Annotated in this window: 14 protein-coding genes; 6 read left to right on the top strand and 8 right to left on the bottom strand. The window is 52.6% G+C overall.

Going from position 1 to position 19,033, the window contains the following annotated elements:
• Positions 1–42: 42 nt before the first annotated feature.
• Together ACR0IO_RS00070 and ACR0IO_RS00065 are read left to right on the top strand one after the other, a co-directional pair.
• Positions 43–1,203 (top strand): RsmB/NOP family class I SAM-dependent RNA methyltransferase, encoded by a 1,161-nt coding sequence (locus ACR0IO_RS00070; protein WP_480738388.1) that lies wholly within the window; start codon positions 43–45, stop codon positions 1,201–1,203.
• Positions 1,204–1,309: 106 nt separating this feature from the next.
• Positions 1,310–3,601 (top strand): hybrid sensor histidine kinase/response regulator, encoded by a 2,292-nt coding sequence (locus ACR0IO_RS00065; RefSeq protein WP_480738385.1) that lies wholly within the window; start codon positions 1,310–1,312, stop codon positions 3,599–3,601.
• 85 nt (positions 3,602–3,686) lie between these two features.
• Here ACR0IO_RS00065 and ACR0IO_RS00060 read toward each other — a convergent pair whose 3' ends face one another.
• From ACR0IO_RS00060 to ACR0IO_RS00025, 8 genes are all read right to left on the bottom strand, one after another.
• A complete protein-coding gene (locus ACR0IO_RS00060; RefSeq protein WP_480738383.1) occupies positions 3,687–4,769 on the bottom strand; it encodes an O-antigen ligase family protein in 1,083 nt (360 codons plus the stop codon).
• A 236-nt stretch (positions 4,770–5,005) separates the two neighbouring features.
• Positions 5,006–6,118 (bottom strand): hypothetical protein, encoded by a 1,113-nt coding sequence (locus tag ACR0IO_RS00055; protein ID WP_480738381.1) that lies wholly within the window; start codon positions 6,116–6,118, stop codon positions 5,006–5,008.
• A gap of 400 nt (positions 6,119–6,518) precedes the next feature.
• Positions 6,519–7,430 carry a class I SAM-dependent methyltransferase gene (locus ACR0IO_RS00050; RefSeq protein ID WP_480738379.1) on the bottom strand — a complete coding sequence of 304 codons (912 nt, stop codon included), beginning with the start codon at positions 7,428–7,430 and terminating at the stop codon, positions 6,519–6,521.
• Positions 7,431–7,433: 3 nt separating this feature from the next.
• Positions 7,434–8,138: an HAD-IB family hydrolase gene (locus ACR0IO_RS00045; protein WP_480738377.1), complete on the bottom strand. Its 705-nt coding sequence runs from the start codon at positions 8,136–8,138 to the stop codon at positions 7,434–7,436.
• Positions 8,135–8,539, bottom strand: a complete 405-nt coding sequence (locus ACR0IO_RS00040; protein ID WP_480738375.1) for a hypothetical protein — start codon at positions 8,537–8,539, stop codon at positions 8,135–8,137. Before ACR0IO_RS00040 ends, ACR0IO_RS00045 begins: the two co-directional genes overlap by 4 nt.
• Positions 8,536–9,474, bottom strand: a complete 939-nt coding sequence (locus ACR0IO_RS00035; RefSeq protein ID WP_480738373.1) for a UbiA prenyltransferase family protein — start codon at positions 9,472–9,474, stop codon at positions 8,536–8,538. The genes ACR0IO_RS00040 and ACR0IO_RS00035 overlap by 4 nt, the downstream gene beginning before the upstream one ends.
• A gap of 85 nt (positions 9,475–9,559) precedes the next feature.
• Positions 9,560–10,993 carry a hypothetical protein gene (locus tag ACR0IO_RS00030; protein WP_480738371.1) on the bottom strand — a complete coding sequence of 478 codons (1,434 nt, stop codon included), beginning with the start codon at positions 10,991–10,993 and terminating at the stop codon, positions 9,560–9,562.
• A 140-nt stretch (positions 10,994–11,133) separates the two neighbouring features.
• Positions 11,134–12,975 (bottom strand): GumC family protein, encoded by a 1,842-nt coding sequence (locus tag ACR0IO_RS00025; RefSeq protein ID WP_480738369.1) that lies wholly within the window; start codon positions 12,973–12,975, stop codon positions 11,134–11,136.
• Positions 12,976–13,619: 644 nt separating this feature from the next.
• On the opposite strand from ACR0IO_RS00025, the gene recA reads away from it, so the two are divergent.
• The 4 genes from recA to ACR0IO_RS00005 all read left to right on the top strand — a co-directional run bounded on the left by recA (position 13,620) and on the right by ACR0IO_RS00005 (position 18,801).
• Positions 13,620–14,684: a recombinase RecA gene (recA, locus tag ACR0IO_RS00020; RefSeq protein ID WP_170333218.1), complete on the top strand. Its 1,065-nt coding sequence runs from the start codon at positions 13,620–13,622 to the stop codon at positions 14,682–14,684.
• 153 nt (positions 14,685–14,837) lie between these two features.
• Positions 14,838–17,510 (top strand): alanine--tRNA ligase, encoded by a 2,673-nt coding sequence (alaS, locus tag ACR0IO_RS00015; RefSeq protein ID WP_480738367.1) that lies wholly within the window; start codon positions 14,838–14,840, stop codon positions 17,508–17,510.
• A 1-nt stretch (position 17,511) separates the two neighbouring features.
• Entirely contained in the window at positions 17,512–17,799 is a 288-nt protein-coding gene (locus ACR0IO_RS00010) for a DUF1330 domain-containing protein (protein ID WP_155141852.1), read from the top strand.
• Between the two features lie 378 nt (positions 17,800–18,177).
• Complete coding sequence (locus tag ACR0IO_RS00005) at positions 18,178–18,801, top strand: transglutaminase-like cysteine peptidase (RefSeq protein WP_480738364.1); 624 nt, start codon at positions 18,178–18,180, stop codon at positions 18,799–18,801.
• Positions 18,802–19,033: the final 232 nt, after the last annotated feature.

The raw sequence follows: 19,033 nt of genomic DNA, 5'->3' as shown, positions 1-19,033 counted from the left end.
GGATCCATCCGGTTCCGGTTTATATCAAACTAGGGAATTGCAATGACCCCTGCCGCGCGTGTTCAGGCCTCGATCGAAATTCTTGACGATATTCTTGCCGGCGCGCCGGTAGAGAAGGCGTTGACAGGTTGGGCGCGTCGCAGCCGGTTTGCCGGGTCCAAGGATCGGGCGGCCATCCGAGATCATGTTTTCGATGCACTACGGCACAAGCGATCCTTCGCCGCGCAGGGTGGATCCGGGACTGGCCGAGGGCTCATGCTTGGCTCGGTACGTGCTGCAGGGACCGACCCGAGTGTCTTGTTCTCGGGGGAACGGTACGCGCCGGAGCCAGTTGATGGTACCGAGAATGCGCGTGAGTTCATCAGCGATGCAGAGCGCTATGACATCCCTGACTGGCTCTGGCCGGAATTCAAGCAGTCGCTAGGGGAAAAGGTAGAGGCAGCCGCAATGGCACTGCAGAACAGAGCGCCTGTTCACTTGCGTGTAAATGTTGCCAAAACGGATGTGGCGGAAGCAATAGGTTTGCTTGAGGCCGATGGCATCACCGCCGTTGAACACCCAGCGTGCGATACCGCGCTTGAGGTGACAGTGGGCGCACGAAAAATCTCACAATGCCGTGCCTATACACAAGGGCTGGTTGAACTACAGGACGCGGCTAGTCAGGCGGTCGTAGCCGCATTGCCCTTGCAACCCGGCATGCGTGTCTTGGACTACTGCGCGGGTGGTGGTGGTAAAGCGCTGGCACTGGCCGCACATAAGGGCGTTCAGGTTTATGCGCATGATGCCAATCCAGGGCGTATGCGCGATCTGCCTGCGCGCGCCCAGCGCGCAGGGGCAAATATCTCGGTGTTGACCGCTGATGACGTTGAAAAGAAAGCCCCCTTTGATCTTGTGCTTACAGACGTGCCGTGTTCTGGAAGCGGGTCGTGGCGTCGCGCACCTGCGGGCAAGTGGTCTTTGACTGCGGAGCAACTGAAGGAGTTGTTCTCAATCCAAACAAGGATCCTTGAGACAGCTTCTGGCTTGCTAAAGCGGGATGGAACATTGGCGTATGCAACGTGTTCAATGCTGAATGCTGAAAACCAGGCTGTCATAGCGACGTTTTTGAAGGAAAACTCTGATTGGAGCGTCGGGTTTCAAAATACGTGGCTGGTTACACAAGGGGCCGATGGTTTCTTCTCAGCACACTTGACGAGAGCGTAGATTTTACAACACAACCTATAGAAGATTTCGTCGCCGGTATCCCGTTAAGCGGCGGTTAACCAATTGCAGGTCGTTATCGGCGTGCAAATTCTGATTTAGGTTGTTGATGTCCGATACCGCTGCACCGTTTCCCGATCTGTCCGACCGTCATCTTCCCGATGTTACTCGCCTGGTCCCGATAACTGTGCTCGCCGTACTGATGTGCGCTCTTCCAGTCTTTGAAGTGCTTCCTGCCAATTGGAATCCGATAATTCTGATCATCGGTGTGTCCGTGTTGGTAGCAACGGCGGCCGTCACCCTAAAAGAGTGGATTGCAGTTCGCTCATCGCAGCAGGTCAAAGCACTCCTCTCAACCTTCGTTGAAAAGGAGGATGAGCCTTGTTTCATCGCTGATGCTCAGGGTGAAATTCTTGTGGCAAACAGGTCTGCAAAAAACAGGTTCAACGCCGTTGCTGGAACACGGCTGGATGTCTGTTTGAGATCCCTCTTCGCCAATCCATCCGCGATCCTGACACGACTGCAATCTCTAGCGGAGGTTCAGGGACAAACACGTGAAGACATTGTAACCAAGGGTCGCACAGTTCCGATGTCCGCGTACTCTCTTGGTGGTGGACTGATTTACTGGCGCCTTAGGATCGCTGAACAGGGTCAATGGGCAAGGATCTCATTGCCCGTGCTTACTTTGGGGCGCAGTGATGTTATTCTGGACATGAATATTGCAGCACGGGAATTGATCGGGTTTGCACCTGCAGCATTGGATGTGATCTTGTCTGAACCGCTTTCCGACAAGGCAAAAGTCACTCGAATTCAGACCCCAAGCGGAGAAACACGCGTGATAGCTTCGGAGGTGCGCCGCTATGGATCGGGTAGGGATGTAATCCTAATCCCGTTTCAGGAGACGCTGGAAGGTCAGTATTCCACTCCGTTCGCTGATCTACCTGTACCGGTGATGCGGCTGTCACCAACCGGAGAGATACTGGAGACCAATCGGCTTGCCGCAAAGCTGGTTGGAGAGACAGGCTGCGGCGAGACCAATATCGAAAGCATCATGCACGGTTTGGGCCATCCGGTTCGTGAATGGTTGGCACAGACCGCAATGCAAGACGTTGTACCAAGATCGGAATTTCTGAGGTTGAGCAGGAAGGACAAAGAGGTCTTCGTACAAGTCACGCTTGCTCGTACGATTGTGGACGGACAAGTAGGGCTCATAGCTGTCCTAAATGATGCCACTGAATTGAAAACGCTCGAGGCGCAATTCGTGCAAGGACAGAAAATGCAGGCGGTAGGGCAGCTTGCTGGCGGCGTTGCCCATGATTTCAACAACTTACTGACCGCGATATCAGGGCATTGTGATCTGTTGTTGTTGCGACACGATCAGAGTGACCCGAATTATGGTGATCTGGTTCAGATCAACCAAAACGCCAACCGAGCAGCTGCGTTGGTCAGCCAACTGCTCGCGTTTTCCCGTAAGCAAACGCTGCGGCCAGAAGTGCTTGATCTACGGGATACGATTTCGGATCTAATCCATTTGTTGAACCGTCTGGTGGGGGAAAAGATCAGACTGACCCTCAGCCACGATCCAGTTCTCAAGCCAGTCCGAGCTGATAAACGACAGCTGGAACAGGTTTTGATGAATCTCGTCGTCAATGCCCGTGACGCAATGCCGGAAGGTGGGGAAATCCGAATTGAAACCGAAGTTTTGATCGTCAATCAGGCCATTGCTAGGGATCGTGCCACAGTACCGGTTGGTGAATATGTGACCGTTAAGGTCATCGATAGTGGCGTCGGTATTCCCGCCGACAAGCTGCAAAAAGTATTCGAACCGTTCTACACCACAAAAAGGACCGGAGAGGGCACGGGTCTGGGCTTGTCGACCGCCTACGGTATCGTGAAACAGACCGGCGGTTTCATTTTTGTTGACAGTATCGCAGGCAAAGGAACGGAATTTACCGTGTTCCTGCCGGTTTGTGCAGCGAGAGAAAGCACCGAAACGAGCGAGCAAAACACTCCGGATGTTCATTCATCGCGTCAGGGCGAAGGGGTGGTTCTTTTGGTCGAGGACGAAGCACCGGTGCGTGCCTTTGCCACGCGGGCGTTACGCCTCAAGGGTTTCACTGTGCTTGAGGCGGAATCCGCAGAAGATGCGTTGAAGTTGCTGGAAGATTCCGAGCTGAACGTGGATGTGTTTGTTACTGATGTTGTAATGCCGGGCATGGACGGGCCGACCTGGGTCAAAAAGGCGATGGAAACACGACCCGATGTCCGAGTGGTGTTCATGTCTGGATACACTGAAGGTGCATTTGGTGACTCAGGGCCCGAGCTTCCCAATTCGACATTTCTGCCCAAACCGTTTTCCCTTAACCAATTGACCGAAGCGGTGCTTCAGCAACTCAGCTAGTTGGACCTGAATGAGGGGCGGGTCAGGTGGACCACTACAGACAGTATTGTACTCAGAAGTGCAGAAACATCAGTGAGGGGTTAGGTCATTGTCGGCTATGCGCCATTCTATGGACCGAAAGCAGACCTATCGACACAATCCAAGGGACCAGAATCCCTCTCTGATATACATGGGTGAAGTTCATTGCCAATGCCGCAAATGTCAGGGTAATCGTGATTACGGTGGCACGGCCCAGTGCTTTGTGTGGCGTATCTGACTTTACCAGCAAAGCGGAGACTATCGCGGCCAGAAAGATCAGCGCCAGGCCGAACAAGGCCATCAAACTACCTTCGTTTGCGAGCAGAAGGTACAGGTTATGGACGGAAATATTGTCAGCGCTGACCTCGCGATATCGACCTCCGCCCATGCCGATTAGCATGTAGTCCGGGAGAAGTCGCCATGCTTCGACCATTAGGTCTGCACGGTCGTCGAATGTACCTGCTTCCTGCAGATCACCTTCTAAGATCGGTGTCAGCACTCTTCTCCTGAAAGTAGGGGGAAGAATGAGTTCAGCCCATCGTAAACCGATTGCAACAATGCAAGTGATAGCTGTCGTCCATATCAGGAAGACTTTGAATTTACCTAGTAATAGCAAATAGATAAGGGCGCAGATGAAGGCGCCCGCAAGGCTGGAGTTCGAGCTTGTGAAGATCAATGTTATGAACGTCAGTGCGAAGAAGCCCAGAAAAACAGCCGGTCGGAACGCTCGTGCGAGGCCCAGATACCACAGAATTGGGAACCACAGCACAATAAGGCCAGCCAAGCCGTTGGGGTTGTCCACAAGCCCCGTAACCCGTCTGTTTCCACTTACCAATATGAACTGCCGACCTTCCTTGGTTGAATATCCGACGGCATAGGCGATCATTCCGATCAGGCAATTGAGGCCAATTGAGACGACTCCGACCTTTGCCAGCAATACAGCCTCTTTATAGGGGCGGCCTAAAATCGCCAGCGGAAGCAAAACCAGTGAAAAGAAATACTGCACGATTACAACAAAGGCATTCTCAGGATTGCCGTGGGCAATGCCTCCGATCAGCAACCCCGCAACGACCATACCAACACCCAGCATCCACATTGAGGTGGCCGAATGAATGGGGAATTTGGGAATGCTGCGCGTACACCGCAGCATCAGGGACACGGTCAAAAAGAAATCACTGGCGGTAAAGAGTATGAATGGAGCGCGGAATGAGATGAAAGTGCTAAACAAAACCCCCAGAACGGCGCAAAAAAGCTCAGCTTGTTCAAGCGACGTTTTGGGCCGGTTTAGACTAAGTGCTCCTTTCATCATCTCTTCTACTCTCAATCATATACAGGCGGCGTCTCGGTCACGGGAGCATAACAAATTTACCGTGATTGACCCGTTACTTACATTCCTACACCGTCGCCGGCCAATTCATGAAGAAACTCTTCCAGATTTGTCCAACCGTCACCATCGCGATCGAGTGCTCCATCACTTTGATCTTCGGGGTTCAGTCCCTTGTCCCGCTCCCAGTCATCAGCGATGCCGTCCTGATCTAGATCGTCATATGGCACGGTGCTGATCAGCTCGGGCCATCCGTCTACTTTTTCAGGATTTCTTTTGAGTATGCGACCGGAACGCGCCCGAACTTCATCGAGAACGCGTTCGTCAACACTGTCTCTCTCAGGGCGTGTCGCTCCCGCGTTTTGCAAGACTGTTTCGTACACAGATGACGCCGGATCAGCTTCGACTAACGGTGTTACGACTGGTGTATCGACCACGTATTCTCGATGTTCTGGAGCCAGAACAAGCTCTTCGGGCAGGCTACTGTCCGCGCGATTGTCTTCGTCGATGTTGTCTTTCAGAAACAGCCGATAGCCGTGTTCGCCACCGTCGAATAGATGCACCAGCTGGTCTGAAGCTATGTTCTTGCCCGTGAGCTTCAGGTTTCCGATAATATTTGCCGCCACTTCAACCCAGTGATTGTCTAGTGCGACCACGTATTGCCATCGCGGCGAGTACATCAGGTTGTTCACGATCTCGATGGTCGTTCCCGGTTCCTGCGGTGAAATCTGTGGGTTTCTGAAAATGCTATGAGAAAACAGGTTGTGATGAACGCTGAAGTTGCCACCTTTGGTCAGGAGCATGTTGCGAGCGCGATTGCTTTTGCCGGGACCACCACTCAATAACGGTTCGCTGAAGATGCTCCATTGTACAGTCAACCGTTCGGCAAACTCGGAGTCCATCGTTTCGTCGCTGCCCCAGCTGGCCGAGATATGGTCGAAGATGATATCGCGGCTTGCTCGGGTATATACTCCGATTGCACCCGAGCAGCATGACTTTACTTCATGGGGGCCGGGGCGGATACGCACGTGCCGGACGATTACGTCATGGGTATGGATTTCCAACGACGGGCGCAATTGAAGGGGGCCGTTGCGAATTGCGATGCCACCGCCCGGAGCAGTTTCACCTGCTATCGTCAGGTATGGATTTACAGCAACCAGTGACTGTCTTTCCAAAACAATGGTTCCGCTGACCCTGAAGATACAGGTTCTTGGTCCGCGATCTTGAATACAGTCCCGCAAAGATCCTGGGCCAAACTCATCTGTATTCGTTACATAGATAGCTCGGCCACCACGACCCCCTTTGGCGGCTGCGCCGTGTCCTTCGGCAGTAGGAAATGCCCGTTGTTGACCATCCGGAAGCTGGGGAGGGAAGGTTTTTTGTCCGACATTATCCTCGGCGAGAGCTAGGTTGGCCGGGGTGTAAAGCAGAATGAGAAGCAAACCACGAAAGAGAAGCCCAGACCGTTCCTGCGAACGTGGGCGCGGGTTTCTAAGGAACCGCAATGAACTATACATGAGCGCGACATCCCATCAGACTGAAAATGTTAGTGACTGAACACCTGTGCGAGCAAGCTCAGTCTTTTGAAATTTTCTGCGCTCCGACGATCATTGAATCTCGAAGATTTAGCGGGACAACGAGCTGACCGATAAAGTCAGGGAACTTGAAACGCATCCATTTCGGAAAATAGCTAAGCGTTCTTTCCACCAAGTAGTTGATCGGAAAGTACCAGGTCGGTCGACGGAATTCTGTCTGTCTTAAGTTCGCTCTCTCGAGTGCGAAGTTAAGAGTTTTAGGATCAAAATAGCCGATATGCGCGACACGGTAATGCCACCACTGGCGTCCCATCAGCCTTGCGACCAATGAAAGGCGGTCGGGCGTAACGACGATCAAAGTACCATTCTCGGACAACAACTCTGCGGCCGTCGCTATGAGGCCTACCGGATCGGGGACGTGTTCGATCACGTCCACGATGGTAATAAGATCAAATTTCCCCGAGATTTCAGGATGTGGAAGTACGCCCTTCAGAACAGGAATACCAAGGTCATTTGCTGTTTCCTGCAGGCTCTGCGATGGCTCAACACCAATCGCATCAAATCCCATTTCAAGAGCCTCTTCGACAAGAATACCTGAACCGGCACCCACATCGAGCAAGCGCAGTGGTTTGCTTGCAGTCGGTTGCGGCAAGCATTTCAGAAGCGCACGTTCCTGCAACGCGCGTTGCTCGCGCGTTTCTTCATATCCGGGATCGTCCATGTCTTCATAAAACTGAAGAACATCCATCATGTCGGTGCACTGATGGAACCCGCAATTGGAGCAGCGATCTATAGATGCTGTAACTCCATAGTCTGAATTGGAGATCTTAAAATTATCCTTTGATATATCCTGGGGAAGACTACTTTCGCGCACCGTTACCAACGTGTGCTGTCCGCATAACCAACAGGTAGCAGACGATCCGAGTTCTAAACTTTGAGCAACATCAACCATTTCTTAACCAATCACATTCCAATCAACTACTTCTAAATCGGCTTCGGACGCCAGCTTCATCAGGCGATCATTCGGATTAACAGCAACACCGTGCCTGGCGGATTCAAGTAATGAAAAATCCGAATGGTGGTCGCTGTAAGCCACATCAATGTCGGAACGACCTGCAGACTCTGCCCAATTCTGTACCGCTCGCGTCTTGTTCGAACCATAAAGGTTTTGTGAGGCCAGATCACCGGTCAGTTTACTTCCGCTCCACTGTGCCTGTGTGCAAAGCACGTCTACCTTATCAATGCCCAGTTTCTCTGCAATTGCGAGGGCGTAGATATCAATGCTCGCCGTTGCGATGGCTATCCGATCACCGCGATTTTTGTGTCTCTCCAACACCGGAATAGCGCCGGGTCTGAGCTTTTTCGAGATCACACGTCCGGCGACCTCGTTACCAAGCTGTTCAACGAACTCACGTTCACATCCGCCACAGATAGCACGCAGAAAAACTCTCTTGAGCCACGTGTTGTTCCGGAAACCCATCTTATGCATCGCGACGGCAAAGGGCAGGGGAATGCAATAGATCAGGCGCAAGGGTCTTTTGCGCAGAACGCTCAGTAGAAAGTAGACGTATGTGTCATTTGTTGTAATCGTCTGGTCGAGGTCAAAAACAACCAGATCAGGCGCTGTAGCTGGAACAGAGGATAGATGCGCAGAAGTCATGTTAGCGTCTCCGCGCGAATGTGATGTTCTTGTTGACAAAAAAATTCAGCAAGAAAATGACCGCGGTTACGATTATCTGGGTTAAGATATAGTTCGGCTGCAGAATTTTCCACAACCCGGCAAATAAAATGGCATTCAACACAGCCGATATCATCGTAACGCTGGTGTAGGTCAAAAACTGAAGGCCGACTCTGGCCGACGATCGAAACACTATCTTTCGCTGAAATATATAATTCACAGGTATCGCGCAAAAGAAGCCAATCACGCTGGCCACCACCGCATTTATCTCGGTGAACATGATCAGCAGGGACATAACGACCAGATGTACACCCAGAGCTATGAGCCCGCCGATAAAGTTCAGTGGAAGCAAAATGAACGTTGGCCTCTGACGCGTCATTCAAGTGCCTACAGCTTTGATTTCCAGCATCTCTTCAAGGAAGGGCAGTTTTATCTGCAAAAGGACGAACATGACGACAACCAGTATCAGAACCTGAGCAACCAATCCCTTTTGTTTATACAGGTTCTCGGGCGCTTGCGCGATGGAGTCTTTCGCGAGCCCAACAAAAAGGTAACGCCCGAACAGCATAGCCACGAAAGGTAGCGATAGAAGCAATTCTACCTTGTACTTCGTCAGGAACACTCCGAGAAATGCAGTCGAGAGGATCGCATAGACTACTGCGGAAACTAGCAGCTTTGATTCATCATAGTTCTTGAAGGACGCACGATAGAGCGCTGCGCGGCTGGGGTCATCGATCGTTCGATACTCGGCAAAACGCTTGATCGCCATAAGATATGCGCCGCCAAACCAATATGAAATCAAGACGCTGGACGGCGCCACGATTGGCGGGACAAGTATGTACCATCCGGCAAAGAACCGGATTGGGTTGTTGATCGCCTCACTCAGCACATCAAGATATGCCCGGTCTTTGGATCGAATAGGTTTGACGTTGTAAATGACCCCCATGATCAAAAGGGCGAGGGCCGTCAGAAAGAAGGGGAAATTGATCGAGAAAGCCAGAACAAGCCCTACGATGCTCAGACCGGCCCATTGCAAAAACACAATGCGCCCGTCCACATCTGTTACAACAGAGGCTCTTTCTTTCTTAAGTGGATGATGGCGATCAAACTCACGGTCCAGCCATTCATTGATCGTGTAGTTGGCAGACGCGATCAAGCATATCGAAAATATGCCGATCAGCAGATTTACAAGAATACCCGCGTCGACCTGCGCTCCCATGATCCATGCAAGTATCGCGCCCGGGAGGATAAATATGTTTTTGAACCAATGGTCTATTCGCGCAAGCGAGACATAGTCCCGAAAACCAGCTTTTTTCATACCTCAACTCTTTCACTTTTTACCACAGGTGCCATCTGAAACAGACTTCTCGACAGAGACAGACACATGCAATTTACAATTAGTTCTAACTGCTCAATTCAGGATCAGGTTCCGCAGCCTGCCGCCCCGACACCTTCAGCTCTAAAATCAAAACAATACCAGCGCACATGACGACAGCGACGATAGGCCAAAGAACCGCGAGATAGCGAACCGCAGCGATCGATACTATAGAAGACAATAACAGCAATCCGTGCAGCAAAAGAACAGCTAAGCCTGCACACGTTAGCATTCGCCGTCCATTCCAGTTTTTTCCGAAACAAAGCACCGACAGCACAAGTATTGTTACGGAAATCACCCAGCCGATCGCCAGTACGATGTGAATTGCTGTTGCGTAGGGTGGCGTATAGACATCTCTGTTAAAGCGGCCAGAGGCATTGTCCATGGGTAGCGGCGAGTTGACTGCAATGTAGTCGTCGATCTCTTCTTGCGAAATCGCGTAGTAGAATGGTTGCCAGTGCGCGATGTAGTGCTTGAGCGGTAGAGACAAGAAGCCAGAAATGTTCCGCTTAAGCCTTTCCGCCCCAACTTCGCCCATCAACTGTCGCTGAGGTCGACCGGCTTGTTCGGCCAAGGCAGCCAGTTCGTCTTTCTTGTATCTGAACAGCATGTCAGCCTCGTATCCATGTAGGATGAAAAACGAGATGTGGCCAGGCGGAGCTTTGGCGATTGCCTCTCGCGCTGCCCGTGCTTCGCCGTATTCAAGAAAGTTCCAGATCTCGGTCCGCGGATCTTCGGCAGGATAGGGGCTTTCGCCCGCTGAAATGACACCACTTTTGGAAAACAGCACGTTTCCAAGAACACTTTCACGCTCGGCATCCTGATAGAGAGCATAAGCGAACTTTTCGGCTGCCAGTACGAGAACCACGCTGGCAATTGAAACTACAGCGGCTTTCCAGATTTTTTTGTGGTTCAGAAATCCGCTTGCAATCAGTGTCACAACCAGTGCTGGCAAAGCAGCATATCCAACGGGGCGGCTGATAACCATCAGGCCAGCAGACAGGCCCAGCAACGCGCAAGACTTCCAGTCCAATTTATAGCACAAGCGTATGATGGCCGCTAAAAACAGACAGAGTGAGCTTTGGAATAGGGACTCCGTTAAGATGCTGTTGTTAAAATAGTAAGTCATCGGGTTGACGATGAGCAACAGGATCAGAAGCAAGCCCAGGTTGGGCTTTCCTGAGAACTTTGCAAATGTGACCGCAAGCACAGCTGCAGCAATCGAAAACAACCAAGTCTGGGCAATCACCGCGGCACGAAGCGGATGCGCCAGAGACTCAAATAAGTCGAGGAATGCTGGATAGACGACACCTCGATAAGCTTCTGCATTTATGTAGCCTATTGAGTCTTTTGACAAAAACACATCGTACAGCTGAAAAACGGACTGAATGACCGCAGCGCCGAGAGCGATAACAACAATGAGTAGTCCTTGTCGAAGCTGTGGTTCAGCTTTGCGTTCCATCAATTGACACTCCGAATACTGATACTGATCACCAATGTTTTTACAAATCGCGCGAGAAATTGTGGTTTGCGGTCTCGCGAGCCGCTGGGGTTCTAGTGATCCTGGGCCGGACAGCCACAAGATCACTCGTTGAAGGTGGATTAGTAGTCGTCGTAGCTCCCGTAGTATCCATCGTAACCGATCCAACGGAATTTCTTGGGGTCCACATCATTTAGAATTGTCCCCAAAACGTTGAACCCGGCAAGAGAAAGGCGTCGAGCGACGGTCCCAAAGGCGTCTTGTCTGGTTTTTCCCCAACGCGCGACCAGCAATACCGCATCTACCAAAGCATCGTTGCGATAAACCTCATCCAAAATCAGCGCCGGAGGAGTATCGATCACAATCAGGTCGTACCTCGCAGTGAGCGCATCCCGAAGCTTTCTCAGTTTGTTGTCGGCGGCATCTGTGAGTTCGCGGGTTGGAGACTCGACAGTAATCAGGTCCAGAGTACCCGCTGCTTGAGCCGCGATCGGCACCGGTTGCACAATCAGGTTATCACCGTAGATGTCTGATCGTTGCACGTCATCAGGGTTTGAAAAAAGCAGCTTGGTAGACCCTCGTCGATGTGTGTCGAGATCGATCAGCAGCGTATCCATACCATCTGCGGCAGCGGACGCAGCAAGCACCGAACTGACGAGGGATTTCCCCTCGTTCGGGAGGCCGGAAGTAATCAGGATGATCTTCGCATCCTGAAATTTGATACAGTTAGTCAACACGCCGCGGGCGGCCTCGGCCAAAGGGGATCGCGGGTTGTTCAGCAGATCCTCGATTACATGCTCAGAATTGGCATCTGAGCTAATTTGCTTAGTGAAGTAGCCGAGATTTCGCAGCCCGGTAGCTTTGAGTATCTGCTGTTCATTTCTGATAGTTCGATCCAAACCTTCCCGAACCAAGGCGACAATAAAGCCCAGAATAATCGACATCATGCCAGCCAGCAGCGATGCGAGTACCCGGTTAGGCGCATAAGGTGAAATGGGAACACGGGCGACTGAGACCTGCACAGTACCTTCCTCAACCTGTCCGATGCGTGTCTCAAGCAGATTCAGGTTGTCTATTGCCGTCTGAAACCTCGAGCGCAGAAGTTCGATCTCACGCTCTTTGCGGAGGAGGGAAAGTTCCGAGCGCGTGCGCACTTGGAGTTTTTCTTCAGCTTCCGCGACACGTGCCCGCAGAACTTGCTCTTCTTCTACCGAAATTCCCTGTTCGATACCGGCAGATAGAATCGCTTTCTCCCGCTCCACGTTGCTTCTGAGACGCACCATGACCTGGTCGTCGTCCAAACTGTCATTGCGTATGAACTCGGCGAGTTCTGCTTCAGCTTGAGTGAGTTCTTCGCCAAGTAGTCCGACGCGCCGCTTCAGGTCAGAAATGAACTTTTCCAAACGAGCGACGCGTCCGCTCAACTCGTTCTCAATATAGACGGAAATGACAGTGTTCGCCAAGCTTGCGGCGAGTACCGGATCGGTCGAACGGCCTTCAACGGTAACTGCGTGGCTCTCTCCGGCACGGGACACGCTGTAGGAGCTAAGGACTTTGTCGATTACGGCTTCGCGGTGGATTTCTTCCGGGATCGGAAGGCCCGTACTTTTACTGATGTTGTTAACGAAGCTGCTGTTGTCAAATAGGCTTAGTTGCTCGGCGACCTGCTCCGCGAAGTCTCTGGAACGAAGCTTGGCCAGTTCTGTTTCGACGCTTGCGCGGCCAAATTCAAAGGTCTCCATACGACCGGTCGCTTCACTGAAACGTGTCTCTGATACGGCCAGCACCATCTGTGCTTTGGTTTGATATCGATCCGGGATCGACGACATGTAAATGGCTGTAAGCGCAACGGTGACAACGACCAATATTGCGATGGCCTTCAGGTTACGACGCAGAAGTAGCCAGATATTTATGAAGTCGCCGGTCTCATCCTGACTGCCGACAACGCCATTCGAAGAATGCACGATAGTACTCCAACCTTAATAACCCGATCATTACGACGCTAAATGGGTATCAGAATCCAGTAAAATATAGTGACGATGTTTTATCCTCACTTTCTTTAACGCGGTAGATTATTTCCCAATGAAGCCGCAGTTTTATACCTCCATCATAAGTGTCGAGGACTGAAAGTATGCGAATTTGATCACTATTGTTCGGTTTGAATGGCCAAGGGCCAAATTTTTCGGATGCGTATCTGCATGGTGACTGCATCGAAAATAGGGGGTGTTTTGAGGTAATGTTTCTCATGAGTGAACAATGAGTGGCGTTCAAACGTTGTCCGATATCCAGTGCATGGGGTCGCTTATGGGGTGCCTGTGACTTTGTGTTGGCAGAACCCGCTGTAAATCCAAGTGGCCACTCTACCTGTTTGCTGGCGGGGGGCATTGTTCTGAAAATTAGCCCTTAATTCTTATGCCTTACTCTTTGCGCTGGCCGTGAAATCAAGAGAAGCGTGGCTGTAAACGACTCCTTAACTCCTTTGAAGAACAGTGGGTCCATAAAGTTTTTATTGAAATGTTCTCTTTTTGGTCCCATAAGGAACAAGAGGCGAACAAAGCAGCGATTGCCGCCCGATCAAGGGTGTGACAAAAGAGAAGGCGACAGGACAATGGCGGATCTTCTGACGATGAGCGATAAGAAAAACGCAGACAAGCAAAAGGCGCTCGACAGCGCGCTGGCACAGATTGAACGACAGTTTGGCAAAGGCTCGATCATGAAGCTTGGCGAAGATGCCAAGCAAGATATCGACGCGAGCTCGACAGGTTCACTGGGGCTGGACATTGCCCTGGGTATCGGTGGTCTGCCGATGGGTCGGATCGTTGAAATTTACGGACCGGAAAGCTCGGGCAAGACGACGCTGACGCTGCATTGTATTGCTGAGCAGCAAAAGCGCGGCGGGGTCTGTGCCTTCGTGGATGCGGAACATGCACTAGACCCTCAATATGCCCGTAAGCTGGGTGTCGATCTGGATGAACTTCTGATTTCTCAGCCTGATACCGGCGAACAGGCGCTTGAAATTACCGATACGCTGGTACGTTCGGGTGCGGTCAACATGGTCGTTGTCGACTCGGTCGCGGCGCTGACACCCAAGTCCGAACTCGAAGGCGACATGGGTGACAGTAATGTCGGCGTTCAGGCCCGCCTGATGAGCCAGGCGATGCGTAAGCTGACCGGCTCGATCAGTCGCTCAAACTGTATGGTGATCTTCATCAACCAAATTCGGATGAAGATCGGCGTGATGTTCGGCAGCCCGGAGACGACGACCGGTGGTAATGCTCTGAAATTCTACAGCTCGGTTCGTCTGGACATTCGCCGGATTGGCGCGATCAAGGATCGCGATGAGGTTGTTGGCAACCAGACCCGAGTGAAGGTCGTTAAAAACAAGGTTGCACCGCCGTTCAAACAAGTTGAATTCGACATCATGTATGGAGAAGGCATCTCGAAAATGGGCGAACTGCTGGATCTTGGTGTAAAAGCAGGCGTGGTTGAAAAGTCGGGTTCGTGGTTCAGCTATGGCGATGAACGGATCGGGCAGGGGCGTGAGAACGCCAAGCAATACCTGCGCGACAACAGCCGCGCTGCACTTGAGATCGAGGATAAGATTCGCGCTGCGCACGGGCTTGATTTCGACATGCCCCCGAGCGCTGAGGAAGATGATATCCTGGAGGCCTAACTGTCCTTTTGGGGACATTAGAACCACTGCAATTTACTCAAGGCGGTCCAATCGGGCCGCCTTGTTTCGTTAGTGGTCCCAATGCTGTGGACTATCCGGGGGGACGGGGATAAACCTTCGCAGAACAATTTGAATGCGCGCTGAGAGAGCCTTATGCCAACGCTGAACGATATCCGCTCAACCTTTCTGAACTACTTTGCCAAGCAAGGGCACGAAGTGGTCGCGTCCAGCCCGCTTGTGCCGCGCAACGACCCGACCCTGATGTTCGTCAACTCAGGCATGGTGCAGTTCAAGAACCTGTTCACTGGTGTCGAAACACGCGACTATCAGCGTGCCACGACGGCGCAGAAATGTGTGCGTGCAGGCGGCAAGCACAATGACCTGGACAATGTAGGTTATACGGCTCGTCACCACACCTTCTTTGAAATGCTCGGCAATTTCTCATTCGGTGATTACTTCAAGCCCGAGGCGATCCCATTTGCCTGGGAGTTGATCACCAAGGAATTTGGCATCGACAAGAACCGACTGCTGACCACTGTGTATCATACTGACGACGAAGCGTTCGAAATCTGGAAAAAGGTCGGCGTCCCCGAGGACCGGATCATTCGTATCGCTACCAGCGACAACTTCTGGCAGATGGGGCCAACCGGGCCTTGCGGACCATGCACCGAGATTTTCTATGACCACGGCGACCACATCTGGGGTGGCCCTCCGGGTTCGGCCGAAGAAGACGGTGACCGCTTCATCGAGATATGGAACATCGTTTTCATGCAGAACGAGCAGTTCGAAGACGGCTCGATGGTGGAACTCGACATGCAGTCGATCGATACCGGTATGGGGCTCGAGCGGATCGGTGCCTTGCTGCAGGGTAGCCACGACAACTACGACACCGATCTGTTCAAGACACTGATCGAGGCTTCGGCAGATGTCACTAATGTCGATCCCTATGGGGATCAGAACGTGCACCATCGTGTGATTGCAGACCACCTGCGGTCGACATCTTTCCTGATTGCTGATGGGGTCATGCCTTCGAATGACGGGCGTGGCTATGTTCTGCGTCGGATCATGCGCCGTGCCATGCGCCACGCACATCTTCTGGGTGCTAAGGATCCGGTGATGTATCAGTTGGTGCCAACCTTGGTGCAGTTGATGGGTGCGCAATACTCGGAACTCGGCCAGGCGCAGGCTTTGATCGAAGAGACACTGCTGCTGGAAGAAACCCGCTTTAAGCAGACCCTTGATCGCGGTCTGAAACTGCTGGACGATGAAGTTTCCGGTTTGTCGGAAGGCGAGGCGCTGCCCGGGGATGCTGCATTCAAACTATATGACACATACGGATTTCCGCTGGACCTGACACAGGATGCCTTGCGCGAAAAGGGTCGCACCGTCGATACAGATGGTTTTGATGCTGCGATGGCCGAACAAAAGGCCAAGGCTCGTGCGGCATGGGCCGGTTCGGGTGAATCCGCAGATCAGGCCGTCTGGTTCGATGTTCTGGATACGGCAGGCGCAACAGACTTCCTTGGCTACGACACCGAAAAAGCCGAAGGGCAGGTGGCTGCGCTGGTCGTTGATGGTGCGCTGGTCGACAAAATCGAAAAGGGTGGCAGCGGTTGGCTGATTGTCAATCAGACGCCATTCTATGGGGAAGCGGGTGGTCAGATCGGCGACACCGGTGAAATTCGTCGCCTGGAGGGTCGCAATGATATCGCCCGCGTCGATGACACCAGAAAATTTGCAGATGGCAAGGTCTACGCGCATAAAATCACTGTTGATCACGGCACCATCGGTAAGGGTGATGCAGTGGAACTTGAGGTCGATCATGCACGCCGGACCGCCATTCGGGCAAACCACTCGGCCACACACTTGCTGCATGAGGCGTTGAGGGAGACATTGGGAGATCATGTAGCACAGCGTGGTTCGCTGAATGCCGCGGATCGTCTACGATTTGACTTCAGCCATTCCAAGGCATTGACGCTTGAAGAAGTCAAAAAGGTTGAGCGGGAGGTGAATGACTTCATTCGCCAAAACTCAACTGTTGAAACACGTATTATGACACCGGACGATGCACGCGAACTCGGTGCTCAGGCCCTGTTTGGCGAAAAGTACGGCGATGAAGTTCGCGTCGTGTCGATGGGCAAGGCGCCTACGGGCAAAGGGCACGATGGCGAGACCTGGTCGATCGAATTGTGTGGCGGAACGCATGTTCGCCAGACGGGCGATATCGGCACTTTCGTTGTGCTGGGTGACAGTGCCAGCAGTGCAGGCGTACGCCGGATCGAAGCTCTGACCGGTGACGAAGCGTTCAAATATCTGTCCGCTCAGGATCAACGGGTTGCTCAGGTTGCGCTGGAGCTTAAAGCACAGCCCGATGATGTTGTCGGACGCGTGAAGTCCCTTCTGGATGAGCGCAAAGCGTTGCAAAACGAAGTTGCGCAGCTGCGCCGCGACCTTGCCATGGCCGGTGGGCCTGGTTCCGGTGGCAATAGTGAAGCGCGGGATGTGAATGGTGTAAAGTTCCTTGCGCAGGCATTGAGCGGTGTTTCCGGCAAGGATCTGCCCGCACTAATCGACGAACACAAAGCGCGTTTGGGTTCGGGGGCAGTCCTGCTGATCGCCGACGCGGGTGGCAAGGCAGCGGTAGCTGCGGGTGTGACCCCAGATCTGACCGACACTGTTTCCGCGGTTGATCTGGTCAAGGCTGCCGTAGCTGAATTGGGTGGCAAGGGCGGCGGTGGTCGACCCGACATGGCACAGGGCGGTGGCAAAGATGCATCCAATTCCGATGCAGCGATCAAAGCCGCAGAACAGGTATTGGGAGGATAAATTGGCAGCACTCTGGATCGCACATGTCACGGTGACTGACACCGAGGCTTATGGAAAATACGCAGAGCTGGCTGGTCCGGCGATCGCGAAACACGGTGGTGAATTCATCGCGCGCGCAGCCCGCTATGTTCAGTTGGAAGGAAAAGAGCGACCTCGAAATGTTGTCGCTCGTTTCCCGTCGGTTGACGCTGCTGTGGATTGCTACCACTCACCTGAATACCAGAAAGCGCTGGATCACGCTCGCGGGGCAAGTGAACGTGAACTGGTTGTTGTAGAGATCACTGAGTGAGAATCACCTCGGCCCGAACAGGCGAATCCGAGTAAAAACACTAAGCCGTCAAGATTGTGGAGGCGTCTGCCACTTAATTGACGTATAGAGCCACCCTTGCCATGCACGGGGTCGTTCTTAAGTTGAAAAATGTACTTTTAATCAAATGCTTGTAGGGCGCATTACCTCTGATTGAGCGGTCGCTCTATCACAGATTGTGTCCTTTGATGCCACTTTCTTGAGCAGAAATGGCCATATTGAGTGACGAATTTCCGCCGCTTTTGCCTCCCAACCTGAGCTAAGATTGCACTGGCTTAGCTGTTTACGGATAAGCTCCCGAAACTGATAATGGTCTTGGCCTTCTGCAATCAATCGTTGGTCATGGATTGAGGAACAGGCATGAAATCGTTCGGCATCAAGTTTGACGCTTTAGTTGCGCGCGCTGCTGCGGGTTCAGCCCGGACCATTGGGCTTGTTGCGCTGGTTTGTGGATCGATCGTCGCAGGAACAAACGCGAATGCGACAGAAACTGCCTTTATTCCAAGCGTAGCAGCGTCACCGCCGCCGGCCGGAGCTCAGCAACTTTGCCGACAATACACTTGGGCTTGTGCGAAAAAGGCGGCGATTTCGCTTCCCAGTCATCAGGAATTGCGTCTGGTCAAACAAATCAACCGGCAGGTCAACGCTTCGACACGTTCGGTGAGTGATCAATCGCAGTACAAAACGCGTGAACGCTGGGCGCTGCCAACATCTCTGGGCGGAGATTGCGAGGACTTCGCACTGCTTAAAAAGAGAGATTTGATCAGGGCAGGTATAGATCCCAGTAAACTGCTTATCGCTACCGTACTGGATACGCGCCGGAACGCTCATGCAGTTTTGGTTTATCGTTCTGGCCAGGGTGATCTTGTCTTAGATAACCTGACCAATAAGATTAAACCCTGGTCTGCGACACAATATCTGTTCCTGCGTATGCAGGATCCCAAGCAGCCGCGTAGATGGGTTGGCGTATACGGAAGAAGCTGAGTTCAACCAGCTTATCGAATTCTGGTTTCGAGAAACCGACATAGGAAAGGGCGCGTATAATCGCGCCCTTTGATCGTTCTGCAACCTGATCAGTCGAGGCCAGCGCCGCCTTGACCACCAGTTGTGCCGCCGTCGCCGGACCCACCACCGTCACCGGAGCCGCCGCCATCGCCGCCACCACCGTCACCGGAGCCGCCGCCATCGCCGCCACCACCGTCACCGGAGCCGCCGC

The sequence above is a fragment of the Ruegeria sp. CE12 genome (assembly GCF_056537525.1).
This window is presented reverse-complemented; position numbering and strand designations above follow the sequence as displayed.